The organism is Streptomyces sp. NPDC024632, from assembly GCF_055559175.1.
In genome coordinates this window covers 74845-99922 of record NZ_JBVHLD010000010.1, presented here as the reverse complement: position 1 = coordinate 99922, position 25078 = coordinate 74845, and the positions used below count along the sequence as shown (strand labels likewise).

Annotated in this window: 24 protein-coding genes; 16 read left to right on the top strand and 8 right to left on the bottom strand. The window is 72.3% G+C overall.

What is annotated here, in order from left to right; translation table 11 throughout:
* Positions 1-14: 14 nt before the first annotated feature.
* On the bottom strand, positions 15-680 hold the full coding sequence (locus tag ACZ37P_RS21910) for a YdcF family protein (RefSeq protein WP_467348197.1): 666 nt from the start codon (positions 678-680) through the stop codon (positions 15-17).
* Positions 677-1744, bottom strand: a complete 1068-nt coding sequence (locus ACZ37P_RS21905) for a hypothetical protein (RefSeq protein WP_467348195.1) — start codon at positions 1742-1744, stop codon at positions 677-679. Before ACZ37P_RS21905 ends, ACZ37P_RS21910 begins: the two co-directional genes overlap by 4 nt.
* A gap of 140 nt (positions 1745-1884) precedes the next feature.
* On the opposite strand from ACZ37P_RS21905, the gene tgmA reads away from it, so the two are divergent.
* From tgmA to tgmC, 3 genes are read left to right on the top strand one after another with little or no spacing between them, the layout of a single operon-like run.
* Positions 1885-2169 carry a putative ATP-grasp-modified RiPP gene (gene tgmA / locus ACZ37P_RS21900; protein ID WP_467348193.1) on the top strand — a complete coding sequence of 95 codons (285 nt, stop codon included), beginning with the start codon at positions 1885-1887 and terminating at the stop codon, positions 2167-2169.
* Positions 2170-2173: 4 nt separating this feature from the next.
* The gene (tgmB, locus tag ACZ37P_RS21895) at positions 2174-3136 is read left to right on the top strand and encodes an ATP-grasp ribosomal peptide maturase (RefSeq protein ID WP_401306018.1); all 963 of its coding nucleotides are present in this window, start codon (positions 2174-2176) and stop codon (positions 3134-3136) included.
* On the top strand, positions 3133-4293 hold the full coding sequence (gene tgmC / locus ACZ37P_RS21890; protein WP_467348190.1) for an ATP-grasp peptide maturase system methyltransferase: 1161 nt from the start codon (positions 3133-3135) through the stop codon (positions 4291-4293). The genes tgmB and tgmC overlap by 4 nt, the downstream gene beginning before the upstream one ends.
* A gap of 72 nt (positions 4294-4365) precedes the next feature.
* On the opposite strand, the gene ACZ37P_RS21885 is transcribed toward tgmC, so the two are convergent.
* Both ACZ37P_RS21885 and ACZ37P_RS21880 read right to left on the bottom strand, forming a co-directional pair.
* Complete coding sequence (locus ACZ37P_RS21885; protein ID WP_355336683.1) at positions 4366-5280, bottom strand: serine hydrolase; 915 nt, start codon at positions 5278-5280, stop codon at positions 4366-4368.
* Positions 5277-6251: a LysR family transcriptional regulator gene (locus tag ACZ37P_RS21880; protein ID WP_467348188.1), complete on the bottom strand. Its 975-nt coding sequence runs from the start codon at positions 6249-6251 to the stop codon at positions 5277-5279. The genes ACZ37P_RS21885 and ACZ37P_RS21880 overlap by 4 nt, the downstream gene beginning before the upstream one ends.
* A gap of 256 nt (positions 6252-6507) precedes the next feature.
* Between ACZ37P_RS21880 and bla the strand changes: the two genes are divergently transcribed.
* Complete coding sequence (gene bla / locus ACZ37P_RS21875; protein ID WP_467348186.1) at positions 6508-7497, top strand: class A beta-lactamase; 990 nt, start codon at positions 6508-6510, stop codon at positions 7495-7497.
* Positions 7498-7553: 56 nt separating this feature from the next.
* On the opposite strand, the gene ACZ37P_RS21870 is transcribed toward bla, so the two are convergent.
* A complete protein-coding gene (locus tag ACZ37P_RS21870) occupies positions 7554-9005 on the bottom strand; it encodes a helix-turn-helix domain-containing protein (RefSeq protein ID WP_467348185.1) in 1452 nt (483 codons plus the stop codon).
* A 188-nt stretch (positions 9006-9193) separates the two neighbouring features.
* On the opposite strand from ACZ37P_RS21870, the gene ACZ37P_RS21865 reads away from it, so the two are divergent.
* Together ACZ37P_RS21865 and ACZ37P_RS21860 are read left to right on the top strand one after the other, a co-directional pair.
* Entirely contained in the window at positions 9194-9931 is a 738-nt protein-coding gene (locus ACZ37P_RS21865) for a DUF4232 domain-containing protein (RefSeq protein WP_391158768.1), read from the top strand.
* A 56-nt stretch (positions 9932-9987) separates the two neighbouring features.
* Positions 9988-10818 carry a methyltransferase domain-containing protein gene (locus tag ACZ37P_RS21860; RefSeq protein WP_467348184.1) on the top strand — a complete coding sequence of 277 codons (831 nt, stop codon included), beginning with the start codon at positions 9988-9990 and terminating at the stop codon, positions 10816-10818.
* Positions 10819-10924: 106 nt separating this feature from the next.
* Here ACZ37P_RS21860 and ACZ37P_RS21855 read toward each other — a convergent pair whose 3' ends face one another.
* Complete coding sequence (locus ACZ37P_RS21855; RefSeq protein ID WP_391041984.1) at positions 10925-11569, bottom strand: FMN-dependent NADH-azoreductase; 645 nt, start codon at positions 11567-11569, stop codon at positions 10925-10927.
* An 84-nt stretch (positions 11570-11653) separates the two neighbouring features.
* Between ACZ37P_RS21855 and ACZ37P_RS21850 the strand changes: the two genes are divergently transcribed.
* From ACZ37P_RS21850 to ACZ37P_RS21840, 3 genes are all read left to right on the top strand, one after another.
* Positions 11654-12193 (top strand): MarR family winged helix-turn-helix transcriptional regulator, encoded by a 540-nt coding sequence (locus ACZ37P_RS21850; RefSeq protein WP_467348182.1) that lies wholly within the window; start codon positions 11654-11656, stop codon positions 12191-12193.
* A gap of 61 nt (positions 12194-12254) precedes the next feature.
* Positions 12255-15716: an AfsR/SARP family transcriptional regulator gene (locus ACZ37P_RS21845; protein WP_467348180.1), complete on the top strand. Its 3462-nt coding sequence runs from the start codon at positions 12255-12257 to the stop codon at positions 15714-15716.
* Between the two features lie 203 nt (positions 15717-15919).
* Positions 15920-17518 (top strand): MFS transporter, encoded by a 1599-nt coding sequence (locus ACZ37P_RS21840; protein ID WP_467348178.1) that lies wholly within the window; start codon positions 15920-15922, stop codon positions 17516-17518.
* A gap of 200 nt (positions 17519-17718) precedes the next feature.
* Here ACZ37P_RS21840 and ACZ37P_RS21835 read toward each other — a convergent pair whose 3' ends face one another.
* Entirely contained in the window at positions 17719-18531 is an 813-nt protein-coding gene (locus tag ACZ37P_RS21835) for a DUF5324 family protein (protein ID WP_355336692.1), read from the bottom strand.
* 256 nt (positions 18532-18787) lie between these two features.
* On the opposite strand from ACZ37P_RS21835, the gene ACZ37P_RS21830 reads away from it, so the two are divergent.
* Entirely contained in the window at positions 18788-19315 is a 528-nt protein-coding gene (locus ACZ37P_RS21830; RefSeq protein WP_355336693.1) for a peptidylprolyl isomerase, read from the top strand.
* A gap of 171 nt (positions 19316-19486) precedes the next feature.
* Entirely contained in the window at positions 19487-20341 is an 855-nt protein-coding gene (locus ACZ37P_RS21825) for a rhomboid family intramembrane serine protease (RefSeq protein ID WP_467348175.1), read from the top strand.
* A gap of 295 nt (positions 20342-20636) precedes the next feature.
* Here the strand turns inward: ACZ37P_RS21825 and crgA are convergent, their stop codons facing one another.
* Positions 20637-20894, bottom strand: coding sequence for a cell division protein CrgA (gene crgA, locus ACZ37P_RS21820; RefSeq protein ID WP_188281586.1), 258 nt, complete (start codon positions 20892-20894; stop codon positions 20637-20639).
* A 215-nt stretch (positions 20895-21109) separates the two neighbouring features.
* Between crgA and ACZ37P_RS21815 the strand changes: the two genes are divergently transcribed.
* The 5 genes from ACZ37P_RS21815 (at position 21110) to ACZ37P_RS21795 (ending at position 24938) form a co-directional block, all read left to right on the top strand.
* Entirely contained in the window at positions 21110-21814 is a 705-nt protein-coding gene (locus ACZ37P_RS21815; RefSeq protein ID WP_355336695.1) for a DUF881 domain-containing protein, read from the top strand.
* 120 nt (positions 21815-21934) lie between these two features.
* Complete coding sequence (locus ACZ37P_RS21810) at positions 21935-22135, top strand: hypothetical protein (protein ID WP_355336696.1); 201 nt, start codon at positions 21935-21937, stop codon at positions 22133-22135.
* Positions 22132-22809, top strand: coding sequence for an aminodeoxychorismate/anthranilate synthase component II (locus tag ACZ37P_RS21805; RefSeq protein ID WP_355336697.1), 678 nt, complete (start codon positions 22132-22134; stop codon positions 22807-22809). Before ACZ37P_RS21810 ends, ACZ37P_RS21805 begins: the two co-directional genes overlap by 4 nt.
* A 35-nt stretch (positions 22810-22844) precedes the next feature.
* Positions 22845-24200, top strand: coding sequence for a class E sortase (locus tag ACZ37P_RS21800; protein WP_467348365.1), 1356 nt, complete (start codon positions 22845-22847; stop codon positions 24198-24200).
* Between the two features lie 36 nt (positions 24201-24236).
* Positions 24237-24938, top strand: a complete 702-nt coding sequence (locus tag ACZ37P_RS21795; RefSeq protein WP_391041969.1) for a class E sortase — start codon at positions 24237-24239, stop codon at positions 24936-24938.
* Positions 24939-25078 lie beyond the last annotated feature (140 nt).

Genomic DNA, 25078 nt, shown 5'->3' with positions numbered 1-25078 from the left:
AGGAGGCGGTTCGGTCAGCCGGGCAGGAGCCAGGTGTCGTAACCACCGGCGCGGAGGCGTTCGAAGGCATCGCGGACCCTTTCAGGGACGTGCTGCTCGATGGCGAATCCGCGCTTGGGGTACTCCATCACCCGTTCCATGTCGCCCATGAGCATGTCGATGAGCTGCTTCTCGTCGTCATGCGTCCTGACGTACTCGTCGTACGGCAAAGGCTGGGAGACGCAGACCGGCTCGACCTCGGGCCACGCCTTGCGGCATGTCGCGTAGGCCCGGCGCTGCATGTACGGCATGGAGATCAGGAGGAGGGTGGTTACCGGGATGCCCGCGTTCTCCAGCACTTCGCGGGAGAAGCCGATGTTCTGACCGGTGTTGGTGGCCTTGGGCTCCAGCAGGATCGCCTCGTCCGGCACTCCCAGGGAGAGCGCGTGCTCGCGGTAGTGGGTGGCTTCGCCGCGCGGGAATCGTGCCTGGGTGGCTGCGCTGGTGTCGCCTGTGAAGACCACGGTCGGGAACATGCCGGCGCGGTAGAGGTCAGCGGCGGTGGTGGCCACACCGAGGTCGAGGCTGCCGAGGGTGATCGCGGCGGAGCAGGGCTTCAGCTCGTGGCCCGTCTGGTGGAAGTCCCAGATGGTGCGGGCGTCGGCCCGGTCCGCGTCGCTGATCGGTGCCTGGCTGGTCACGCGTACTCCTCGTTCTCACGCACGGTCTTGATGCTCCGCAGTTGGTGTTTCAGGCCGTACCGGGTGGCGGTGTCGGAGGCCCGGTCGAGCACGGAGTCGCCGGCACTGCGGGTGGCCGGGTCGGTGAGCAGGATGTGACCGTGCGCGGTGTCGATCTGGACGCGCTGGAGCGGGGTCTCGAAACGGCCGTTGCTGCGGGCCGTGTCGATGTACGCCAGCGCCCGGGTGAGATCGCCGACGCCGCGGTGCGCCAGCGCGAGTTTCTGCTGGGCGGTCGCCCAGTCCTCCGGTTCGTCCAGGTCCTCGAACCGCTCGGCTGCCTGTGCCATGACCTGGATGGCGAACTCGTTGCGGCCGTGCTTGGCCAGGGCGGTGCCGATCCACAGCAGGGCGCGAGCGCGGTCGGCCGAGCCGAGCCTTTCGTCGTCGGTGAGCTGTTGATAAAGCGTGGCGGCGGGGGCCAGCCGTCCGGCCATCTCGGTGACCACCGCGAGCGAGAGTTCGATCTGCGCGGCCCGGCGGGGGATGCCGAGTTCGGTGAACACGGCGTGGGCGTCGCAGTAGAGGCGCTTGGCGGTCATCAAGTCCTGAAGGGTGCCCTGGAGTCGGCGCAGGTCGCCGGAGAGGACCAGGGAGCGACCGTAGAGGTACAAGCCGCGATCGTCCAGGTCCCGTGTCCGGACCCGACCGAGCCAACGTTCCAGGAGGCTGGCGGCGAAGGAGAAGTCCTGGCGGTCGAGACACACCGCGCCGCGCTCCAGATCCTCCGTCCAGGTCTCGTAATCGGCGACCGTGAGCGAGGGCGTCCTGGTCGGTCGCCGACCGGGGAACGAACCCATGAGCTGATCGAATCGGGCTTGTACGGCGGCGTCGGAACGAGCGAGGGCTGTGTCGAGAATGGCTTGCGTGTCGGGCCAGGGGCAGGTGTCCGTGCCCAGCTTCTCCCACTTCGAGACGGTGCGGATGCCGACGCCGAGATGCGCCGCATAAGCACGCACACTCATGCGCAGCGCCTGCCGCAGCAAGCCCGCCTCGTGGCCCGTCCATCGACTCACGTTCACCACGGCGCGCCTACCTCCCGCCGCCATGGAATCACGGACGGTGTGCGAGCGGCCACGGAAGTGCCACAAAGGTGCGACGGTGGTTCATTCCCGGCGGGATGGGGCCGCGGCAGGCTCGAAGGACCCGATCCGTTCGTCCCGCCGTGGAGGTCATCAGCGTGGTCACCCGAACCGAGCAGCGACTCGCGCCCCAGCCCACCGCACCGTGGGGCGTCGGCCGTCTCGCCCCGTACCCGACCACCGCACAGCGCCCGCATGCCACGGTCGTCGTCGACCCCGGCACGCAATTAAGTGTGTTCCGCGATCGCGCCGGTCTGCTGGTCGAGATGGGCGCGCACGGCACCAGCAAGGGCACCGAAACGTCGACCACCACGAACTCGGACTCCAAGAACGATCAGGGTCACGACCAGGATTCCGAGCAGGACTGACGCCGTGACCGAGGAGAGGCCGGTTCTGGTGGTGACCGAGGCGGACGACCTGACCGCCGACATGGTGATCACCGAACTCAACCGGCGGAATGTGCCCGTGGTCAGGTTCAACCCTGCTGACATCGGTGCCGACTTGACGGTCTCGACCCGGTTCGGCACCCGCCCGGACTCCATGGCCGGGCGGCTGCGCACCCGGTCGAGGACAGCCGACCTGGCCCGCGTCCGCGCGGTGTACTGGCGCCGCCCCGAGTGGCCGGCCTTCTCCCATCTGCGCCCGGACGACGCCCGGTTCGCGGCTGCGCACGTCCGCTTCGGGCTCGGCGGTCTCCTCTACGCGATGGACGGCCCGCTCTGGGTGAACCATCCCCAGCGGATCGCCGCCGCCGACTACAAACCCGCGCAGCTCGCCCTCGCACAGCGACTCGGCCTCGCCGTCCCGGCCACCCTCATCACCAACGACCCGGACGAAGCACGCGAGTTCATTGCCGGTATCCGAGGCGACGTGCTGTTCAAAACGCTGCGCTGGACCCCGTACGTGCGGGACGGCGTACCGGTCACCGGCTGGGCCGAACCCGTGTCCGCCGACGAGGTCGACGAAAGCGTCCGTGTCGCGCCGCACCTGTTTCAGGCTCGCGTGGAGAAAGCCGCCGACGTCCGTGTCCTGGTGGTCGGCCGGCGCACGTTCGCCGTGCGGATCCAGTCCGGTCTGCTGGACTGGCGCAAGGACTACAGCGCCCTCACCTACACCGTCGAGCGCCTTCCCGAGGAGGTGGCCAAGGCGCTCCACCTCTATCTGGAGTGTCTCGGCCTGGTGTCGGGGAGCTTCGACCTCGCCGTGGATCGGGCGGGCGACTACTGGTGGCTGGAGTTGAATCCCAACGGCCAGTGGGGGTGGCTGGCGACGGAGACCGGCCTCCCGATGTCCTCCGCGTTCGCCGACCTGCTCGCACAAGGAGAAAGCCCGTGACCGATTCCGCGCCCGAGCGCCGCCGCCTCGCCACGGCGCTGGCTCGACACGGCGACCTCATCTCGCCCTGGCTGCGCGCGGCCGTCGAAGCCGTACCCCGCGAGGTGTTCCTCCGCCCCGGGGTGTTCCTCGACGAGGGCGGCCTCTGGAAACCCGTCACGGCGGCCGGCGCCGAGCCCACCGAGTGGCTCAGGACCGCGTACGGTCGCGACACCCTCACCACTCAGCTCGACGGCCACCTGACCGCCGACCAGACGGCCGAGCCCGTTGCCGGGGTGCCCACTTCCTCCTCCACCACCCCGGCCACCGTCGTCCGGATGATCGAGAATCTGGACCTGGAGCCCGGTCACCGGGTCCTGGAAATCGGCACCGGTACCGGCTACTCCTCCGCCCTGATGTGCCACGGCCTCGGCGCGGAGAACGTGACCACGGTCGAGGTCGATCCGGAGGTGGCCGAGCGCGCGGACACCGCGCTGGAATCGCTCGGTTTCTCCGCATGGACCGTCACCGGCGACGGCCTCCTCGGGTACCCACGGAACGCCCCGTACGACCGCGTGATCGCCACCTGCGCCGTCCGCCGCATTCTGCACACCTGGATCCTCCAGACCAAGCCCGGGGGCACCATCCTGGCCACCGTGGGCTCCTGGCCGTACGGAACCGGCCTGGCCAAGGTGGTCGACGACGACGGCAACGCCGAGGGCCGCATTGCCGGCCGCTCGTCGTTCATGCAGGCACGTGCCCAAGCCGTCGTGCCGGTGGCAGGCGACCTGTCCGCCCGCACCGCCTACGTGGACAGCGAGCGGAAGACGAAGGTGCCACCGACCCTCCTCGACGACTGGATGCCGGCCTTCCTCGCTCAACTCGCCGCACCCGGCGCACATCTCGTCCGCGCCGTCCGGAGCGACGGGACCGGCCTGCTGTACCTCTTCGACCCCGACCGGGAGTCCTTCGCGGAATTCACCGCCCAGGACGGTCGGTGGACGGTCCGGCAGGGCGGCCCCGTACCTCTCTGGGACAGGATCGAGGGCGCGCTCGTCGCCTGGCAGGCAGCCGGACACCCTGAGATCAACTCGGTACGGCTCCGCGTCACCCAGGCGTCCCACCGCTACTGGATCGAAGGGACGTCGGCCCTGACCTGGGAACACGTCCTCACCTGAGGCGTGGTGGGGATCTCCGCCGAGTCGTCCACACCGCGAAGGCCCACCGTCGTACCTGGGGGCCGGGGGCGGTCAGGTGGTGCGGGTGGCGCGTAGTGCTTCCACCGCCAGTCGCGCCGCCGTGCCGATGACGGCGTCGGCGCGCGGGAGTTTGGTGTCGGAGCGGGCGGCCTGGGTGAAGACGACGGCGGTGTAGGCGGTGCCGTCGGGGAATTCGACGACGCCCGCCTCGTGGCGCAGTGAGCCGAAGGTGCCGGTTTTGCCGTAGACGGTGATGTCGTCGTAGGGGAAGCCGGAGGCGAGGCGGTGGGTCCAGGGCTGTCGGCGCATGACGTCGCGCATGAAGGCGCAACGGGCGGCGGAGGCGGCCTCGTCGGTCCAGATCGCGCGGAGCAGCACGGCGATGTCGGCGGGGGTGCCGGACGCCGTGAAGGCCGGGTCGTACACGCCGGGGGGTGCGACCGAGTCGTTGTCGGCGACGCGGGCGAGGGCCGCGTCCAGGGAGGCGGCGCCCGTCTCGGCGACCAGGCGGCTGAACGTGCCGGCGGCGCCGCCGTGGACGCGGGTGTCGGGCATGCCCAGCTCGCGGCACATGGCGTCGACCACGTCGGGGCCGACCGCGCGGAGGACGGCGTCGGCCGCGGCGTTGTCGGAGATGGTCATCATCAGGACGACCAGGTCGCGCAGGGACATGGTGACGGGGTCGCGGAGTACGGAGACGCCGGTCGCGCCGGGGACGCGCTCGTCGGGCTCCAGCGTCACCGGGCGGCGCGGGTCGAGCAGCCCGGCGTCCGCGAGGCGGCAGAAGGCGGCCATCAGCGGCACCTTGTAGACGGAGGCGATGGGCAGCCGCTCGCCGGGGTCGATCGTCACCTGGTCGGACGGGCGGCGCAGATCCGCCACGTGCAGCCAGCCGCGGACGCCCGCGTCGTCGAACAGGGCGCGGATGGCCCGCTCGACCCCGCTCTTGTGCCGGGTGCCGCTCACGGCGCCACCCGCCGGGCCGGGACGCCGTGCGGAGAGTGCCCAGAGGTGTGAGGGGCCGCGACGCCACGGGCCAGGCTCTCCTCGAACCGCCGCGCCGTCCGCGCGGTCTCCCCCGCCCCCGGCCGCCGCGGATCCCAGGCCACCCGCAGCCGCAGCGGAAGCGGCGGATCGGCCGCCGCGCGCCGCTCCACCCCCGAGGCCGTCAGCGTGTCGTCCGCCGTGACCAGCACCGCCTGGCCCGCCGCCACCAGTGCGAGCCCGGCGCGCTCGTCGGAGACCACCACCGTCTCCACCCGGCGGCCACGGCTGGCCAGGGTGTCCACGAACAGGTCGTGGGCCGCGGGCGCCTCGGCCCGCGGTCGTACGGCGACGGGCAGCCGCGGCGGCGCGCCACCCCCATCGTGACCGTGACCGCCACCCCCACCCCCGCCGTGAGAAACGTGCGGACCTGCCGGGGTGAGGAGCCAGGTCGGCAGCAGGATCACCCGGCCCGCGGTGAGACCGTGCAGCACGGACGGGTGCCGGATCACGGCGATGTCCAGCCGCCCGGCGGCGAGGTCGTTGAGCAGTACGGCCGTCGGCGCCGTCGTCACGCCGATGCGCGTCCGTTCACCGGTCCGTACCGGCGCGCCCGCGACCTCGGCCGCCGCGCCGGCCGCGAGGGGCGCGGGCACCTCGGGGGCCAGCCCGAGGCGCAGACGGCGCCCGTCGGCCTGCTCACGTGCACCGGTCTCGCGCAGCTCCGCGAGCGCGGCCAGGGCCCGGCGGGCGTGCGGGAGCAGCAGGGCGCCCTCCTCGGTGAGGGACACCCCGCGCTCGCGGTCGAAGAGGCGGACGCCGAGCAGTGCCTCCAGCCGCCGCAGGCCCTGCGACAGCGGCGGCTGCGTGATGCCGACCCGCTGCGCGGCGCTCCCGAAGTGTCCCTCTTCCGCCAGCGCGACGAAGATTTCCAGATGCCGTTCCGTCAGCAATCCGTACCCCCTGGCGTGGGCCGATACGGCCTGTGAATCGATCCGACATCAAGAGCATATTCGACATACGGCCCGGTCGCGGGCTTGACTCCGGGACGAGGGGCCGACCGTACGGTGTGCCCCCGCACCGACGCCGTGGGCCGTCCGCGGCCACCAGGACCGGCTCACCTCCTGAGCCGACCGGCGGCCCCCCGGTGCGAACCCACCCCCTTCAGAACTGCGAACCCACCCCCCCCAGAACGGAGTCCCGCGCCCCATGGACACCCGCGCCCCTGTCTCCCGCCGTTCCGCGCTCGCCACCCTCACCGGGATCGTGGCCGTGCCGATCACCGGCTGCGGCGGCTCCGGAACGTCCGCCCCGACCCGGTCGGGCGCGCGGCCGACGACGACGTCCCCGCCCGCGACCCGGCCCACCGGGCCCACGCGACCCGCCCCGGGCGCGACGAACGCCGCCGACCCCGCGACACGGCGCGCCTTCGCCGACCTGGAGAAGAAGTTCGACGCCACCCTCGGCGTCCACGCGCTCGACACCGGCAGCGGCCGTACCGTCGCGCACCGCTCCGACGAACGCTTCGCGTACGCCTCCACCTGCAAGGCCCTGCTCGCCGGAGCCGTTCTGGAGAAGAACTCGCTGCGGCGGCTCGACCGCGTCGTGCGCTACGGCCGGGGCGACATCGTCAGCAACTCACCGATCACCGAGAAGCACGTGGCCACCGGAATGAGCGTGCGCGACCTGTGCGACGCGGCCATCCGGTACAGCGACAACGCCGCCGCGAATCTTCTCTTCCGCGAACTCGGCGGCCCCCGGCGGCTCCAGGACGCCCTGCGCGCGCTCGGCGACCACGTCACCCGCTGCGACCGGTACGAACCCGCGCTCAGCGACGCCGTCCCCGGTGACCTCCGCGACACCAGCACGCCCCGCACCCTGGCCACCGACCTGCGCGCGTACGTCCTCGGGACGGCCCTCCCCGCCGACAAGCGCGCCGTGCTGACCGACTGGCTCGTGCGCAACACGACCGGGGACCACACCATCAGGGCCGGTGCGCCGCGCGGGTGGCGGATCGGCGACAAGACCGGCACCGGCGGGTACGGCACCCGCAACGACATCGCCATCGCCTGGCCGCCCGGCGGGGGCGCGCCGATCGTCCTCGCCGTCCTGTCCCGCCGCGCGGCCGAGGACGCGACCCGCGACGACGCGCTCATCGCCCGGGCGGCCGAAGTCGCCTTCGGAGCACTGACGCGGTAACGGCGTCACCCGCGTCACCCGTGTCCGTACGTCACCGCGTCGTCCCCCGCCTCGCCTCAGCCGCCCTCCCGCTTGATCCAGTCGGTGTAGCCGGGCGGGTAGTCGTAGCCGGGACGGTTCACGTGGGCGCTGGTACGGAAGGGGACGCCCTTGTTGTCGATGTGGAGGGTGCCGTGGCGGGTGCCGCTCGACCAGTCCAGGAGCAGGTCCCAGCGGACGTCGTACGCCTTGGTGGTGGCGGTGACGCGGAAGACCTCGGGGTCCGACTCACTGACGCTGTACGGGAAGTCGCGCTGGCCGTTCTCCGGGGTGAGGTGCGGGCTGCCCTTGTCCAGGTCGACGCCGAAGTCCGCCGTCCCGACATTGCCGCCGCAGCCGACGGCCATCGCGTAGTCGTTCCAGGCGAGCGGCGCGGCCTTGGAGACGATCCGTACGTGCAGGGCCTCCAGGACGACGGTCTCGGAGCCGGTGCCCTGGACGGTGAGGGACAGGCGCTGTTCGTCGGAGGAGACCGCGCCGTACGCGGCGGCCCAGCGCGGTGAGTCCTGCTCGCTGGCGGGCGGCCCCATGTGCGAGGGCTCGGCGTCGACGAGGAAGTGCTGGCTGCACGGGTTCTCCTCGGCGCGGACGTAGGGGTGGACGTCGACGCTGACCGGCGGGGCCTTGCCGTCGCCTTCGCCGTCGCCGGTCCTGGTGGCGGGCGCGGCCCCGCCGGTCCTGGTGGCCGAGGGCGTGGTGGACGGGGTGCGGCTCGGCGCGGTCGAGGACGGGGTGGCGGGTGGCGTCGCGGTGGCCGCCGTACCGGTGGTCGTGGCGGCGGTGGTGCCGGTGGCGCCGACGGCCCGCTGTTTTCCGTCGGCGGACCCCCCGCCGTTCCCGCCGTCCCAGGGCCGGTCCACGGCGAGGACCACGGCTCCCAGGACGGCGGCCACGGTGACGGCCGCGATCAGGGCGTGACGGCGGCGGCGTGACGGCGGTGCGGGCGCGGGCGTGCGCGGCAGGTCGGTGACGACGAGGTCACCGTTTCCGTCGGTCTCGGCCTTGGCCTTGGCCGGGGTCTCGGCTTCTGCCCCGGCCCCGGCCCCGGTCTCGGTCTCGGCCCCGGTCCCGGTCCCGGTCTCGGCCCCGGCACCCGCCTCCCCCGCTTGCGACAACGGCGCCGCCTGCTCCGTACCCGGTGCCTCCGCCGCCCCCGCTTCCGCCGCTGCCGCCCCCGCCCGCGCCGCCGCGGCCTGTTCCGCGCGCCGGTCGCGCGCCGCGTCCGCGAGGATCCAGCGGCGGTGCAGCTCCATCAGTTCCTCGGGCGTCGCCCGGCAGACCCGCGCCAGGCGCTCGACCGGCGCGTACTCGTTCGGCACCGCGGTGCCGTTGCAGTAGCGGTGCAGCGTCGACGTGCTCATGTGCAGCCGCTTCGCCAGCGCCCCGTAGCTCAGGCCCGAACGGTCCTTGAGCTGCCGCAGCAGGGTCGCGAACTCGTTCGTCTCACCGGCCCCTGTTGCCACCGACATCAGTTCCTCCATCCCCCCGCGTCCCAGTCACGCATTCCAGGGGATGTGCGTTCCCCCTGCTCAGAGCCCGTTTTCCCATCCCAGCGTCCCCAACTGCCCGCCGACGGTGGTGGCTGGGACGGATTGCCCCGCAAGCTCCAGTCATCCAAGCAGCACCACCACCCGAACGACTAAGGGGCACCCGCCACATGTCCAGCATCCGGAACTCCCGTACCCGTACCCGCTTCGTCACCGCCGCCGCGACCGTGGCGCTCGCCGCGTTCGCCCTGACCGCCTGCGACGACGGGTCGGGCAGCAGGGACGAGGGCGCCTCGCCGGCCTCTTCGTCCTCCTCCTCTGACGGCTCGCCCTCGGTCACCCCGACCCTCACTCCCGGTTCCGGCTCCACCACTGCGGACGCCGGGGGCACGCCGGTCGGTTCGAAGCCCGCCGCGGACGCCTCGACCAAGAAGCCCGTGGCCAAGGCACCCGCGCCGAAGAAGCCCGGGGCCAAGGACACGGCGGTCACCTGCCAGGGCTCCAACACCAAGACGGTCGCGTCCCCGCTGAACCGTCCCGTGAACCACATGCTGCTCACGGTCACCAACACCGGCGGCAACCCCTGCCTCCTCTACACGTACCCGTCCGTGCAGTTCACCGACGCGCAGGCCGAGCCGCCGGTCATCGAGGAGTCCCAGCCGCAGGCGGTCGTCACCCTGAACCCGGGTGAGTCCGGCTACGCCGTCATCGTCCTGGCCGCCGCCGACGGCAGCGCCGGGCACGGCCGCACCGTGAAGACCCTGAACGTCTACTTCCACGGCCGCTCCGGCAACGAGAGCGTCGGCACCGGCGCCCACCCGTCGCTGCCCGCCGGGGGCACCTACATCGACGACTCGCTCAAGGTCAGCTACTGGCAGCAGTCGATGAACGACGCGATCTCCTGGTAGCCGCCCCTTCGGGGGAAGGAGCCCGCCGACGCGGGGGCGGTTGGTTGACTGGCGCCATGACGTCATCGACCTCATCGAGCTCACCGAGTTCACCGACCTCAACGGTCTTCGAGACCGTCGCTCCCGGCTCCGTCGTCTACCTCGACCGTCTCGCCGCGACGGACCTGGGCCGCTTCTACAAGGGCCGCATGCTCGACGCACTCGATGTCAGGACCGGCCAGACGGTCCTGGACATCGGCTGCGGCCCCGGCACCGACCTCGGCGCCCTCGCCGACGCGGTCAGCGGTACGGGCACGGGCTCCGCCCCCGGCGCGGTCATCGGTGTGGACCACGACCAGGTCGCCGTCGACACCGCCAGGGAACGTACCGCCGACCGGGACACCGTCACCGTCCACCTCGGTGACGTCCACGAACTGCCCCTGGCCGACGGCAGCGTGGACCGCGCCCGCACCGACCGAGTGCTGCAACACGTCGCCGATCCCGTACGGGCGCTGCGCGAGGCCCACCGTGTGCTGCGGCCCGGCGGGCGGCTGGTGCTGGGCGAGCCGGACTGGGACACGCTGACCGTCGACCACCCCGACGACGAGCTGTCGCGCGCCTACACGCGGTACGTGACCGACGAGGTGATCCGTAACGCCCGGATCGGCAGGCAGCTCCCCCGGCTGGCGGCGGAGGCCGGTTTCACGGTGCCGACGGTCGTCCCGGTGACGCCCGCCTTCCGGGACGTCGGCGCCGCCGACAAGGTCCTCGGCCTGGAGCGGACCACGCAACGGGCCCTCGCCGCCGGGTACTTCACCGTCGAAGGGGCCCGTCGTTGGCTGGACCACCTGGCCTCAGGGCCCTTCCTCGCGGCCGTGACCTTCTACATCGTGGTGGCGCAGGCGTAGCCGTGGCCCGGGCCGGTGGAGCCGGGGCGTCAAGCCGCGAGCCCCTGAGGGGTCAGGGAACCCCGAGGGACCAGGGAACCCTGAGGGGTCAGGGAACCCCCAGGGATCAGGCGGCCCGCACCGGCTGCCACAGCGCGTCGACGGCCTCCTCCGCCGCCGCGAGGCTCTTCTCGGCGAGCGGGATCAGCTCGGACATGGCCGGGGTGACCGGCGCGAGGGTCAGCTCGGCGGTGATGAAGCGCGGGACCAAGCCGGTCATGACCACGCCGTGCGGGAGCCACTGCTCCGCGTGGTCCCAGCCCTCGCGGGGGGTGCCGGGGGCGTAGCCGCCGCCGCGCGAGGCGAGGACGACGAAGTCGCGGCCGGTCAGCAGCGGGTCCCTCGTCTCGGCGTCGACGGAGAGACCGGGCACGATCAGGTGGTCGACCCATGATTTGACGCTGCTGGGCGCGCCGAAGTTGTAGACGGGCAGACCGAGCAGAACGGTGTCCGCCTCCTTGACCTCACCGATCAGCGTCTCGGACAGCGCGTAGGTGGCGGCCTGCTCGGGGGTGCGGTCCTCGGCCGGGATCATCGCCACGCCCACGGTGCCGGTGTGGATGTGCGGAATCGGGTCCTTGCCCAGATCGCGGTAGGTGACCGTGCCATCGGGGTGGGCGGCCTTCCAGGCGGCGGCGGCCCGCGCGGTCAACCGGCGGCTGACGGATCGGTCGCCCTGGACGCTGGAATCGATGTGCAGGAGGTGAGGCATCTCGTTAACCCTTCATACTTGGTTTGTGTAACGCCAACGATTTATAGCACGTCATGATTCCACGCCGCCCGATAGACTGAGGAAGTGGCCTCACTGCCCGTGCTCAACCAGCCCCCGCGACGTTCAGGCGCGCTGCTCGAACAGCTCACGCGCCGGATGCGACTGCACGCCGAGTCCGTGCTGACCCCGCTCGGCCTGCGCCCACGGCACCTGGTGGCCCTCACCGTCCTGCGTGACCAGCACGGCAGCACCCAGCAGGCGCTCTCCACGACGCTGATGATGGACCGCGCCAATGTCGTCGGCCTGCTCAACGATCTGGAGGCGGACGGCCTGATCGAACGGCTCCGCTCGCCCGAGGACCGCAGGCGCCACCTGGTGCAGCTCACCGACGAGGGCGGCAAGCGGCTGGCCAAGGCCGAATTCGCGCTCGCCCGCGTCGAGGACGAAGTCCTCTGCGCGCTCGACACCGGCCAGCGCGACACCCTCTACGATCTGCTCCAGCTCGCCGCGTCGGGACACGGCGTGGACGGGACGGCGACGGACGCGGCGTTGAGCTGCGTGACCGACGCCCCGGCCGCCGCGCCGGAGTGCCTGGGCGAGGCAGGGGACACGGCGACCTGCTGACGGTGCCCGGGGAGCCACGGGCGGCGTCGGCCCGCGCTCCCGGGCGGAGAACGGGGGCGTGATGTTCGGCATCCTGGGCGCGACGCGGGTGGTGGGCGCGGACGGCGCCGAGGTCGCGCTGGGCGGCCCCCGGCGGCGCGCGGTGCTCGCCCTGCTGCTGCTCGACGCGGGCCGTGCGGTGCCCGCCGAGCGGCTGATCGACGGCCTCTACGGCGACGAGCCGCCCGCGGGCGCGGGGAACGCCGTGCAGTCCCAGATCTCCCGGCTGCGCCAGGTGCTGCCGGTGCCGCTCGAAGGGCTCCCCGCGGGCTACCGGCTCGCCGTCGCACCGGACGAGGTGGACGCCCACCGCTTCCGGCGGCTGAGCGCCGAGGGCCGCGCCGCCCTGGCCGCGGGCGACCCGGTCCTGGCCGAGCGACTGCTGCGCACCGCCCTCGCGTTGTGGCGCGGCCCCGCACTCGCCGACGTCGGCCCCGCGCCCTTCGCCGCCGCGCAGATCACCCGGCTCGAAGAGCTGCGGACCGGCGCCGTCGAGGACCGAGTCGACGCCGACCTCGCCCTCGGCCGCCACCGCTCCCTGGTCGCCGAACTCGGCGAACTCGTCACCGCGCACCCGCTGCGGGAGCGCCCGCGCGGCCAGTTGATGCGCGCGCTGTACGGCAGCGGACGGCAGAGCGAGGCGCTGGAGGCGTACGAGGAGGCCCGGCGCGAACTGGCCGACTCCCTCGGCGCCGACCCCGGACCCGAACTGGCCGCCGTCCACCTCGCGGTGCTGCGCGGCGACCCGGCGCTGCTTCCACGGGACATCTCACGCGAGGCCCCACGCGCCGCGCCGCGGGCCGCCCGGCGGGATGTTCCACAGGACGCGCCGCAGGATGTTCCACGTGAAACAGACACGGCGGACAGGGTGGGCGCCGACGGACATGTTCCACGTGGAACATCGACGGAAGGCGCGGCAGGCTCAGGGGACGGCGCGCCCGCCCCCGCCCCGCCCCGGCACGAACTCCCCGCCCAGCTCACCAGCTTCATCGGCCGGTCCGCCGAACTGGAGCGGATCGGTGAGCAGTTGGCGCGCCAGCGGCTCGTCACGCTCACCGGCCCCGGCGGCGCGGGCAAGACGCGCCTGGCGGTGGAGGCCGCGGGGCGGTACGCGCACGACGCCTGTTTCGTGCCGCTGGCCGGGCTCAGCGACGGCGCGGAACTCCCGCAGGCCGTCCTCGGCGCGCTCGGCCTGCGGGCCGGCGGGCTGCTGGCGGCCGGATCGGCCGCGTCCGGCGGCCAGGGGCACGACCCCGGCCCGCACGACCCCGTCGCGCGGATCACCGCCGCCCTGGACGGCCGCCCGCTGCTGCTGGTCCTCGACAACTGCGAGCACGTGGTGGAGGACGCGGCCCGGCTGGCCGAGCGGCTGCTCGCCGGGTCACCGCTGCTGCGGCTGCTCGCCACCAGCAGGGAAGCCCTCGGCATCAACGGCGAGACGCTGTGCCCGGTGCCCACGCTCGACGTGCCCCGGCCCGGCACCGACCGCGAGCAGGCGCTGCGCTCCCCCGCCGTGCGGCTGTTCACCGAGCGGGCCGCCGCCGTACGCCCTGACCTCGACCTCGACGCGACCGCGGACCCGGCCACCGTGGACGCCGTCCTGCGGCTGTGCACCGCGCTCGACGGGCTGCCGCTCGCCATCGAACTGGCCGCGGCCCGGCTGCGTTCGCTGTCGGTGACCGACATCGCCGACCGGCTCGGCGCGCTGCCCGACGACGACGCCCCGTACAGCCTGGGCGTACGGCCCGACGCGCTCTTCCGGCTGCTGTCGCGCGGCAGCCGCACCGCCCAGCCGCGCCAGCGCACCCTGCGCGGGGTCGTCGACTGGAGCTGGGACCTGCTGCCCGACGACGAGCGGGCCGTGCTCCGCCGTGTCTCGGTCTTCGCGGGCGGCTGGACGCCCGCCGCCGCGGAGGCGGTGTGCGCGGACGGCGCGCGAATCCTCGCCGAGGACGTGCTGGACCTGCTGGACGCGCTGGTCGACAAGTCCCTGGTGGTGGCCGAGCAGCCGGACGGCGCGGGCCGGATTCGCTACCGCGCGCTGGAGTCGATCAGAGCGTACGGCGCCGAGCGGCTGACGGAGGCGGGGGAGCGCGAGGCGACGGTGCGCGCGCACGCCGCGTACTTCCTGGACTTCGCGCTCACCGCCGACCCGCACCTGCGCCGCGCCGAGCAACTGGAGTGGCTGCGGCTGCTCGGCGACGAGCGCGACAACCTCCAGGCCGCGCTGCACCGCAGCCTGGAGGCGGGCGAGGTGCGTACCGCGATGCGGCTGATCGCGGCCCTGTCCTCGTACTGGCTGCTGCGCGGCGTGCGCTACGAGGGCTTCGGACCCGCCCGCCAGGTCCTCGCCGCCCTCGGCCCGAATCCGCCGGAGGGGATGGAGGAGGAGTACGCGCTGTGCGTGATGGCGGTGGTCGGAATGCTGCCCGACCCCGAGGAGTTCGCCGACCATGTCGCGGCGGCGACCCGGGTGGTCGAGGCGATGCACCGGCTGTCCCGCCGCTACCCCGTGCTCACCTTGCTGTGGGCGCCCTTCGCCGGGGTCCCCGACGAGGGCATCGACGTCCTGGAAGCGGTCTTCGACGAGTTCCTCACCGAGCGGGACCACCCCTGGTACCGCGCGCTGATCCTGCTCGGCAGCGGATTCCAGTCCTGGCTGACGCGCGCCGACCCGGTCGCCGCGCGGATCCACTGCACCGCCTCCTACGAGGAGTTCCGCCGCCTCGGCGACCGCTGGGGCATGATCACCAACCTCAACGTGCTGGCCGACCTCGCCGACCACCGCGGTGAACTCGCGCTCGCCGATTCCCTCCTCGATGACGCGCTGCTGCTCGCCGAGGAGCTGGACTCGGCGCTCGACATGGCGGAGCTGCTCTGCATCCGCGCCGCGTACAGCACCAAGGCGGGCGACTACGCGACCGCCGCCGCGTACAGCGAGCGGGCCGTGGAGCTGTCCCGCCGGGCGGGCACCCCCGAGTGCCTGGCACTCGCCCACCTGGCGCTGGCCGAGTCCGTCCGGCTGCGCGGCGACGGCGACGGCGCCCGCGCGCTGTACGAGCAGGCGCTGGCCGAGTGCCCGGTCGGCTGGTTCTCCAGCAACGGCACCCGTTCCGCCGTCCTCGTCGCCCTGGGCCGGGTCGCCGTCGCCGACCGCGACCCGGACCTGGCCCGCGGCCACTTCCGCGAGGCGGTCACCCTCGACAGCGTCGCCATGCGGCTCCCGCTCAACGGCGCCGTCGCCGCCGAGGCCACCGCGGGCCTCGCCCTGCTCAACGGCGACGCGCCACGGGCCGCCGCCCTCCTCGGCGCCGCCGAGGCCCTGCGCGGCCGGCCGCCCACCGGGCCGGACGCCGCCGCGACCGTCGCCGCCGTACGCGCCGCGCTGGGCGACGAGGCGTACGAGCGCGAGCGCGCGCGGGCCGCCGCCCTCGACCGCGACGCGGCACTCGCCGTCCTGACGGCGTACCTCACGGCGGACTGAGCGGACGGCGAACCGCCCGCCGCGTGGGCGAGACCGGTCCCGAGACCCGCGCCCCTGACGCTCTCCGACCGCCTGCCGCGTGCGGCTCCCGTCCTGGGACCCGCGCCCCGGCCCAGCCCCGACCGCCCGCTGACCGGATCGCGCCCCGGCCCTGTCAGCCGACGGTGCGCCGGCCGTCAGCGGGCCGCCGCACGCTGCTTGCCATGACGACGACACCGAACGACGACGTGAGGGGCCGCGGGAGCGCCGCAGAACAGGCGCACCGGCGGCGCTGGGCCGTCCTGGCCATCTGCTGCGTGGCCGCCGCGCTGCTGGGCATCGACAACAGCGTCCTCAACTACGCGATCCCGTCCCTGTCCCGCGAGCTGGGCCCGTCCTCCACACAGCTCCTGTGGATCGTGGACATCTACGGCTTCGTCCTCGGCGGCCTGCTGATCGTGGCGGGCAACGTCGGCGACCGGATCGGCCGCAAGAAGCTCCTGCTGCTGGGCGTCGCGGGCTTCGGCGCCGCCTCCGCGCTCACCGCCTACGCCGACGGCCCCGGCATGCTGATCGCCTCCCGCGCGCTGCTCGGCCTGGCCGGGGCCACGATCATGCCGTCGACCCTGTCGCTGGTCCGCAGCGTCTTCGACGACCCCAAGGAGCGGACCACCGCGATCGGCATCAGCAGCGGCATCGGCGCGGCCAGCTTCGCGCTCGGCCCGGTCGTCGGCGGCGTGCTGCTCGACCACTTCTGGTGGGGCTCGGTCTTCCTGATCAACGTCCCCGTGATGGCCGCCGTCCTCGTCGCGGGCGCCGTCCTGCTCCCCGAGTCCCGCAATCCGCACCCGGGACGGCTGGACTGGCCGAGCGTGCCCCTGTCGATCGCCGGGCTCTTCGGCGTGATCTACGCGATCAAGGCCGCCGCACGCGACGGCGTCGACGACCACGCCGTCTGGATCTCGGCGGCCGTCGGCCTCGCCGCCCTCGTCCTCTTCCTGCGCCGCCAGACCACCCTCGCCGAACCGCTGCTCGACCTGCGGTTCTTCCGCAACCCCGCCTTCGCGGGGGCCGTCGGCTCCAACGTCGTGACGCTGTTCACCGCCACCACCCTGTCCCTCGGCTTCTCCCTGTACTTCCAGGTGGTACGCGGCTGGTCGCCGCTGACCGCGGGGCTCGCGCTGCTGCCGGGACCGCTGTCCGCCGCCTTCGCCGCGCCGCTGTCCGCGCTGCTGATCCCGAGGATCGGCCGAGCCCGTACCGTCTCGTTCGGCCTGCTGCTCATGGCGCTGAGCACCGCCGCGTTCGGGCTGATCAGCGCCGACACCAGCTACTGGCTGCTGCTTCCGGCGCTCGTCGTCAACGGCGCAGGACTGATCTTCGTCTTCTCGGTCACCGCCGACACCCTGCTGGCCAGCGTGCCCAGGACCAAGACCGGTACGGCCGCCGCCATTTCCGAGACCGCCATGGAGCTCGGCGGCGCCCTCGGTATCGCCATCCTCGGGTCGGTCCTCAGCGCCTTCTACCGCAACGGCCTCATCCTGCCCGCCGGGCTCTCCCCCGACCGGGTCGCCACCGCGCGCGAATCCGTCACCTCCGGCGTCGAGACCGGCGCCACTCTGCCCGGCGCCACCGGGCGGCAGGTCGTCGCCGCCGCCAAGTCGGCCTTCACCGACGGGCTGCACGGCACCCTCTACATCGCCGCCGCGCTGATGCTGGCCGGTGCCGTCGCCGCCCTGTTCGCCCTCCGCGGGGTCCCCGCCGTGCTCGACGTCCCCGAAGCCCCTGCGGAGCAGGCCCCCCAACCCGCCCCTGCCGTCTGACGACGGCGCACTTGTGCGCACGGTGGGTACGAGCCCAGAAGGGGCGCGGGGAACGGCGTGCTCAGCCCCCGCCGGGCTTTGAGCCCGAAAACAACAGCAACCGCCCCGCTGGGGACGGTTCTCACCCGCGCCACGGCGCGATCAGCCGTGACGTGCCACACACGTCACGGCTGATCGCGCGATTCGTCCCTCGTCGGCGGTTAGGGGTAGGTGCCGCCCCGGCCCTCGTCGTCGGGGCGGTCGGCGTCGGCCTGCTTGGCCTCGACCTCGGGGTCGAGGCCATCGGCCTCGAGGGAGCCGTCGACCTGGTCGATCGTGCCGTTCGGCGAGGACCCGTTGGGGTGGCCGACCGGCTCCACGACGGTGAGGGTGCCGCTGCTGTTCACGGGACCGCGGTCGGCGACGTCGGTCGCCTCGGGCGGCTCCACCAGCCAGTCCGGGTTGGTCTGCTTCGACCACCACTTCCAGGCGGCGAAGGCCGCACCGCCGACGAGACCGGCGACGACGAGCCCGCGGAAGACCCGGCCGGTGCGCTCGCGGCGCACCCGCCTGCGGACCAGCCCGTCGATCTCGGCCGCGGTCACCTGACCGCGCAGGGCGTGCAGCGCGGCGGCACCGCGCAGCACCGCCTCGTCCTTGGCCGGACCGGCGACCGAGCGGGTCGCGGTCACGGCGGACTCCACCTTGGGCGCGGTGTAGTCGGCCGCCGCCCGCACCTTCGGCGCGGTGTAGTCGGCGGCGGCCCGCGCGCCGCGGCGGGTCCGCTTGGCGGCGGTGCCGAGCGCGTCGGCGGCCTTCGGCGGCACGGCCGACTTCGCCTGTTCGCGGGCCTGGTCGACCCGGTCGGCGAGATGGGCGTCGTACTGCTGCCTGGCCAGTGCGCCGGCCTGCTGCGCGTAGTACGCGGCGTTGTCCTTAGCCGTGCTCGCGTACGGCGCCGCCACCTCCGCGGCATGCCGCACGCTGTCCTTGGTCACGTCGGCTGCGTGGCGCACGCTGTCGATGCGGGTCACGGGATCCTCCTCCTCGGTGGCGTACGGTTTTCGCCTTTCCACCCAGTTTGAAATCATGCCTGTCGATGGCGGGTCCGGCATGTGTGGACGCGCATACGGGTCAGGTACCCGTTCCGAGCGGTCCGTCCCGGTGTCCGGGAGGGCCTTCGGGACGCGCCGCCGGCTCCCTTGCCACGGACCCTCGGGGAACCCCGCGCGCGCCACCGCGTCCGTGAAAGGATTTGTCCCTGTCAGCGAAGACTATGGAAGGTAGACCGTGGCCGAGCAGCTCTACGCCACCCTGAGGACCAACCACGGCGACATCGTGATCCGGCTGCTGCCGAACCACGCGCCCAAGACGGTGGACAACTTCGTCGGGCTCGCCGAGGGCACCCGCGAGTGGACCGACCCCCGTACCGGCCGGCCTTCCACGGCCAAGCTCTACGACGGCACCGTCTTCCACCGCGTCATTTCCGGCTTCATGATGCAGGGCGGCGATCCGCTGGGGAACGGTACCGGTGGTCCCGGCTACGAGTTCGCCGACGAATTCCACCCCGACCTGGCCTTCGACAAGCCCTATCTGCTGGCGATGGCCAACTCGGGCCCGGCCACCAACGGCTCGCAGTTCTTCATCACGGTCGCGCCGACCACCTGGCTGACCCGTAAGCACACCATCTTCGGCGAGGTCGCGGACGAGGCCAGCAAGAAGGTCGTCGGGTCGATCATCGGCGCGCCGACCAACCCGCGCACCGACCGGCCGCTGGACGACGTCATCATCGAGACGGTCGTGATCGAGAAGCGCTGACGCGGCCCGCCGCCCCGCGGCCCGTATCCCGTACCCTTCGGAAGCACCTTCGGGGAACGTCTCAGGGGAACGTCTTCGGGAACATCGCGCCCCGCCCGCACGTAGGAGTGGGCGGGGCGTCTCAGCGCCTCCGCGCCGCATCGCGAGGCGCTTCATTCAGGGAGAAGGCTCATGGACCAGGCGGTCTGCTGCTACCGGCACCCGGACCGGGAGACCGGTATTCGCTGCACCCGGTGCGACCGGCCGATCTGCCCCGAGTGCATGGTCAACGCGTCGGTCGGCTTCCAGTGCCCGGACTGCGTCAACGAGTCCAGCCGGCACACGGCGGCGCCGCGTACGGTCGCCGGCGGCACGGTCGCGGCCGACCCGTTCCTGATCACCAAGATCCTCATCGGCCTGAACATCGCGGTGTTCCTGCTGGTCCAGGCGGTCGGCGACCGGCTGGTCTACGACCTCGGGCTGTACGCGGTCTGCGGCAACGACCCGTTCGGACAGCACGGCTGCATCGGCGTCGCCCAGGGCCCCGACCAGTGGTACCGCCTCATCACCTCGGCGTTCCTGCACCAGGCGGTCCTGCACATCGGCTTCAACATGCTGTCGCTGTGGTGGATCGGCGCCCCGCTGGAGCGGATGCTCGGCCGGGCCCGCTATCTCGCGCTCTACCTGGTCTCCGCGCTCGGCGGCAGCGCGCTGGTGCTGCTGCTCGCCCCGTCGTCGCTCACCCTGGGCGCCTCGGGCGCGGTCTACGGCCTGTTCGGCGCGACGGCCGTGTTCATGCGGCGGATGCGCTACGACATGCGGCCGGTGCTGATCCTGCTGGCGCTCAACATCGTGTTCACCTTCACCTGGGCCGACGTGAGCTGGCAGGGCCACATCGGCGGACTGGTGGCGGGTACCGCGATCGCCGTAGGGATGGCCTACGCGCCGCGCGAGCGCCGCGATCTGGTGCAGTGGGGGACCACGGCGGCGGTCCTGGTGGTCTCGATCGCGCTCAGCGTGATCGCTGTGGCGCAGGTCACGTCCTGAGGGACGGATTCGCGGCCGTGGACCCGTGTCCATTGGCGTTGATCACACGTTATCCACAGCGTGTAGGCGGGTCTTCGCAAGTTGTGCACAAGTCGCCGGAAGACCGTGTTTCACGCCCGCACAAGCCCAAGATCAGCGAAAGACCGGTGGCCGACGTCCTGGCCACCGGTCGTACCGGCGTCAACCTCGTAGAGGTTATCCACAGATCTTCCGACCTTTTCCCCACTGTGGATAACCGTGTGGACAAACGTCCGGCAGCACGCCGACGCGGCCCCCGGCACCCCGCTGGGGACGGCTACTTCCACTGGGTGGACACGACGAACCCACCCGCGATGAAGCCGAAACCGACCACGATGTTCCAGTTGCCGAACGCTTCGACGGGCAGACTGCCCTGCGTCACGTAGAACAGCACGATCCACGCCAGACCGACGATGAAGAACGCCAGCATGAGCGGCGCGACCCAGTTGCGGTTGGTGTTGAACTTTATGGCGGTGGCCGTCTTCGCCGGTGGCGGCGTGAAATCGGCCTTCTTGCGGATCCGTGACTTCGGCACGAGGGACGCTCCTGTCGATGCGCTGCGTAACCGCGCGGGTGTGCGGGGTAAGCCGGGCGGGTTCTGGGCCTGGTAAGGGTCACTACCGCTTCCGGGCGTCCGTTAGCGTAGTGCTTCCTCGGGTTATAAGGAGACAGGGTACGGTGACGGATTCAGACGGGGTATCCCCCACCCCCTCCTCCCGTCCTGCCCACCGCACCGTAGCGCTGCGGACCATGAGTGCGGGAGTCTTCGCGCTCGCCGGACTGATCTTCTGGACCAGCTTCAACACCGCCAAGGGCGTCGACATCCGCAGCGACGACCCGCTGCCGAAGCTGTCCGACACCGTACGTACCAAGAACACCCGTAATCAGCAGCTGGAGGACCAGCTCTCCGGGGTGCGCAAGGACGTGGACCGGCTGACCCGGCAGGGCGACGGCGTCAGCCCCGCCGAGCGGGCCAGGCTCGACGCCCTCGACAAGGCGGCGGGCACCGGCAAGCTGACCGGCCCCGCGATCGACGTGACGCTCAACGACGCCCCGCCGAACGCGACCGCGCTGGTCCCCGGCGTCCCCGACCCGCAGCCCAACGACCTGGTCATCCACCAGCAGGACCTCCAGGCCGTGGTCAACGCGCTGTGGCAGGGCGGCGCCCAGGGCATCCGCGTCATGGACCAGCGGCTGATCTCCACCAGCGCGGTGCGCTGCGTCGGCAACACCCTGATCCTCCAGGGCCGCGTCTACTCCCCGCCGTACCGCATCACCGCCGTCGGCGACCAGGCCAAACTGCGCAAGGCGCTCAACGACAGCCCGGCCATCCAGAACTACCTCCAGTACGTGAACGCGTACGGCCTCGGCTGGAAGGTCGGCGCGCAGAAGCGGACGACACTGCCCGGTTACTCGGGCTCGACCGACCTGCACTACGCGGAGCCGGCGTCGTGAGCGGCGGGCGTCCCCGGCCGAAGCATTGGCGAACGCATGCCGAAGCCTTTGTCCAGCCGGGCCCCCTATCACGCCGATCTCCCTTTACTCTGTTCCGGGGAAGAGGAAGGAAGGCAGCGCATGTACGGCTGGATCTGGCGGCATCTGCCGGGTAACGCGTGGGTGAGGGCTCTGATCTCGCTCGTGCTCGCCCTGGCCGTCGTCTACCTCCTCTTCCAGTACATCTTTCCGTGGGCGGAGCCGCTGCTGCCGTTCAACGAGGTCACCGTCGACAACGGGATGGCCGTCGTACGCGAGACGGGGACGGCCGCTGTCCGATGAGCGCACGCATTCTCGTGGTGGACAACTACGACTCCTTCGTCTTCAACCTGGTCCAGTACCTCTACCAACTCGGCGCCGAGTGCGAGGTGCGGCGCAACGACGAGGTCAAGCCCGCGCACGCGCAGGACGGTTTCGACGGCGTACTGCTCTCGCCCGGCCCCGGCACGCCGGAAGAGGCGGGCGTCTGCGTCGACATGGTGCGGCACTGCGCGGACACCGGGGTGCCGGTCTTCGGCGTGTGCCTCGGCCTCCAGTCGATGGCCGTCGCGTACGGCGGGGTCGTGGACCGCGCGCCGGAGCTGCTGCACGGCAAGACGTCGCCGGTGACGCACGACGGGACCGGCGTCTTCGCCGGGCTGCCGTCGCCCTTCACCGCGACCCGCTACCACTCACTCGCCGTCGAACGCGACACCGTGCCCGAGGAGTTCCGGGTCACCGCGTGGACCGAGTCCGGCGTGATCATGGGGCTGCGGCACCGGGACGCGGCCGTCGAGGGCGTGCAGTTCCACCCGGAGTCGGTGCTCACCGAGTGGGGCCATCTGATGCTGGCCAACTGGCTCGCCGAGTGCGGTGATCCGGGGGCCGTCGGCCGCTCCGAGGGGCTGGCGCCCGTGGTCGGTACGGCGGGGGGCGCCGGAGGTTCGGGAAGTCCTGCGGGGAGGGCCGGGGCGTGACCACGCTCCGCCCGGAGCGCCCCTCGGACGGCCCGATGTCCTATGAGGACACCGGGCAGTTCAAAGCCGTTGTCGAGCAGCTCGACGACCCCCTGAACGACCCTCTCCCCGGAAGACCCCCCGCGGTTCCCGAGCCGACCTACGACGAACCGGCGTACGAGAAGCCGGTGTTCGACGAGCCGGTCTTCCCGGAACCGGCGTACGAGAAGCCGGTCTTCCCCGAACCGGCCTACGAAGAGCCGGTGTTCGACGAGCCGGCCGCGCCCTGGTTCGTACCCGAGGAGCCGCCGCAGGCGGCCCCGCCTCCTCCGCCGCCCCCGGTCCGGCCCGTCACCGCGGACGAGGAGCTGGACCTCGGCACGGCGACGGTCGTGCAGCCCGTCGTGCGGCCGGTCGAGCAGCCGGCCGTCGAACCGCCCGCGGACGACGTACTCGAATCCGTCTTCCCCACCACGGAGTCGGCCCCGGAACCGGCCCCCGAGCCCGCGGGTCCCGGGCCCGGTCCGGCGTCGGGTCCCGTGCTCGGCCCCGACGGCGAGGGCGGGCGGGCCGCGCGGCGGAAGGCGGCGCAGGCACAGCAGCGCGGCGGCGCCGGACACGGCGGCCACCGCGCCAGGGGCCGTACGCCCGGTGGCGCGGCCGGTGCGGCCCCCGCCGGAGCCGTCCCGCTCAGCCGGGTCGAGGCCCGCAGGGCCGCGAAGGCCGCCAAGGAGAGCCCGGCGGTCGTCGTCAGCCGTATCGTCGGTGAGCTGTTCATCACCACCGGCGTGCTGATGCTGCTGTTCGTCACGTACCAGCTGTGGTGGACCAACGTCCGCGCGCACCAGCAGGCCAGCGGCGCCGCGAACAACCTCCAGCACCAGTGGGACGCCACGAAGGACGACCCGAACCGGGTCCCCGGCACCTTCTCGCCCGGCCAGGGCTTCGCGATCATGTACATCCCCAAGCTGGACGTCAAGGCGCCCATCGCGCAGGGCGTCTCGAAGCACAATGTGCTGGACAAGGGCATGATCGGCCACTACGACGGCGTGTTGAACACCGCGATGCCGTGGGACAAGTCCGGCAACTTCGCGGTCGCCGCCCACCGCAACACCCACGGTGAACCGTTCCGCTACATCAACCACCTGGTGCCCGGCGACAAGGTCGTGGTCGAGACGGCGGACACCTACTACACGTACGAGATCACCAGTTCGCTGGCGTCCACCCCGCCGTCCAACATCAGCGTGATCAAGCCGGTGCCGACCGGCTCCGGCTTCACCGGGCCCGGCCGCTATCTGACGCTGACCACCTGCACCCCCGAATTCACCAGCACCAACCGGTTGATCGTCTGGGGAAAGCTGACCGAGGAACGGCCGCGCAGCAAGGGCAAGCCCGACGCGCTGGTGGAGTGATCCATGCTCCAAGCGGAACTTGAGGAACGGAACGGCGTGACCACGACCAAACGCGGCGGCCGGGGGCCCATCGCGGCCACCATCAGCGTCATCGGCGAACTCCTCATCACCGCGGGCCTGGTGCTCGCGCTGTTCGTCGCCTACTCGCTGTGGTGGACGAACGTCCTCGCCGACCGCCATGAGCACAAGGCGGCGGACAAGGTCCGGCAGGACTGGGCCCGGACGCCCGACGCGGGACCGGGGAGCCTCGACACCAAGGACGGCATCGGCTTCCTGCACGTCCCCGCCATGGGCAAGGACTACGAGGTGCTGGTCAAGAAGGGCACCTCGACCAAGGTCCTCAACGAGGGCGTCGCCGGTTACTACACCGACCCCGTCCCCGCCGCGCTGCCGACCGCCAAGACCGGCAACTTCACCCTCGCCGCCCACCGCGACGGCCACGGCGCCAAGTTCCACAACATCGACAAGATCCACGACGGCGACCCGGTCGTCTTCGAGTCGAAGGACACCTGGTACGTCTACAAGGTCTACAAGATCCTCGACCAGACCTCGAAGTACAACGTCGCCGTCACCGACCAGGTCCCCAAGGAGTCCGGCAAGACCACGCCGGGCCGCTACATCACCCTCACGACCTGCACCCCCGTCTACACCTCCCGCTACCGCTACATCGTCTGGGGCGAACTCGTCCGCACCGAGAAGGTCGACGCGGCCCGCACCCCGCCGGCCGAGCTGCGGTAGGCGCGTACGGCGACACACGTGAAAGGGGGGCGGGGGGGGGGGGGGGGAGGGGGGGGGGGGGGGGGGGCGACCCCCCACCGGGGGTCGCGGCAGTCCCGCCTCCCCGCCCCCCCCCCACCCTCCCCCGCACACCGCATCCC

What these genes read in the sequence shown, in the direction of transcription:
- bla (WP_467348186.1), top strand. Translation starts at nt 6,508, where the DNA reads ATGGACACCCGCGCCCCTGTCTCCCGCCGTTCCGCGCTCGCCACCCTC.
- ACZ37P_RS21870 (WP_467348185.1), bottom strand. Translation starts at nt 9,005, where the DNA reads ATGTCGGTGGCAACAGGGGCCGGTGAGACGAACGAGTTCGCGACCCTG.
- ACZ37P_RS21865 (WP_391158768.1), top strand. Translation starts at nt 9,194, where the DNA reads ATGTCCAGCATCCGGAACTCCCGTACCCGTACCCGCTTCGTCACCGCC.
- ACZ37P_RS21860 (WP_467348184.1), top strand. Translation starts at nt 9,988, where the DNA reads ATGACGTCATCGACCTCATCGAGCTCACCGAGTTCACCGACCTCAACG.
- ACZ37P_RS21855 (WP_391041984.1), bottom strand. Translation starts at nt 11,569, where the DNA reads ATGCCTCACCTCCTGCACATCGATTCCAGCGTCCAGGGCGACCGATCC.
- ACZ37P_RS21845 (WP_467348180.1), top strand. Translation starts at nt 12,255, where the DNA reads ATGTTCGGCATCCTGGGCGCGACGCGGGTGGTGGGCGCGGACGGCGCC.
- ACZ37P_RS21840 (WP_467348178.1), top strand. Translation starts at nt 15,920, where the DNA reads ATGACGACGACACCGAACGACGACGTGAGGGGCCGCGGGAGCGCCGCA.
- ACZ37P_RS21825 (WP_467348175.1), top strand. Translation starts at nt 19,487, where the DNA reads ATGGACCAGGCGGTCTGCTGCTACCGGCACCCGGACCGGGAGACCGGT.
- ACZ37P_RS21815 (WP_355336695.1), top strand. Translation starts at nt 21,110, where the DNA reads ATGAGTGCGGGAGTCTTCGCGCTCGCCGGACTGATCTTCTGGACCAGC.
- ACZ37P_RS21810 (WP_355336696.1), top strand. Translation starts at nt 21,935, where the DNA reads ATGTACGGCTGGATCTGGCGGCATCTGCCGGGTAACGCGTGGGTGAGG.
- ACZ37P_RS21805 (WP_355336697.1), top strand. Translation starts at nt 22,132, where the DNA reads ATGAGCGCACGCATTCTCGTGGTGGACAACTACGACTCCTTCGTCTTC.
- ACZ37P_RS21800 (WP_467348365.1), top strand. Translation starts at nt 22,845, where the DNA reads ATGTCCTATGAGGACACCGGGCAGTTCAAAGCCGTTGTCGAGCAGCTC.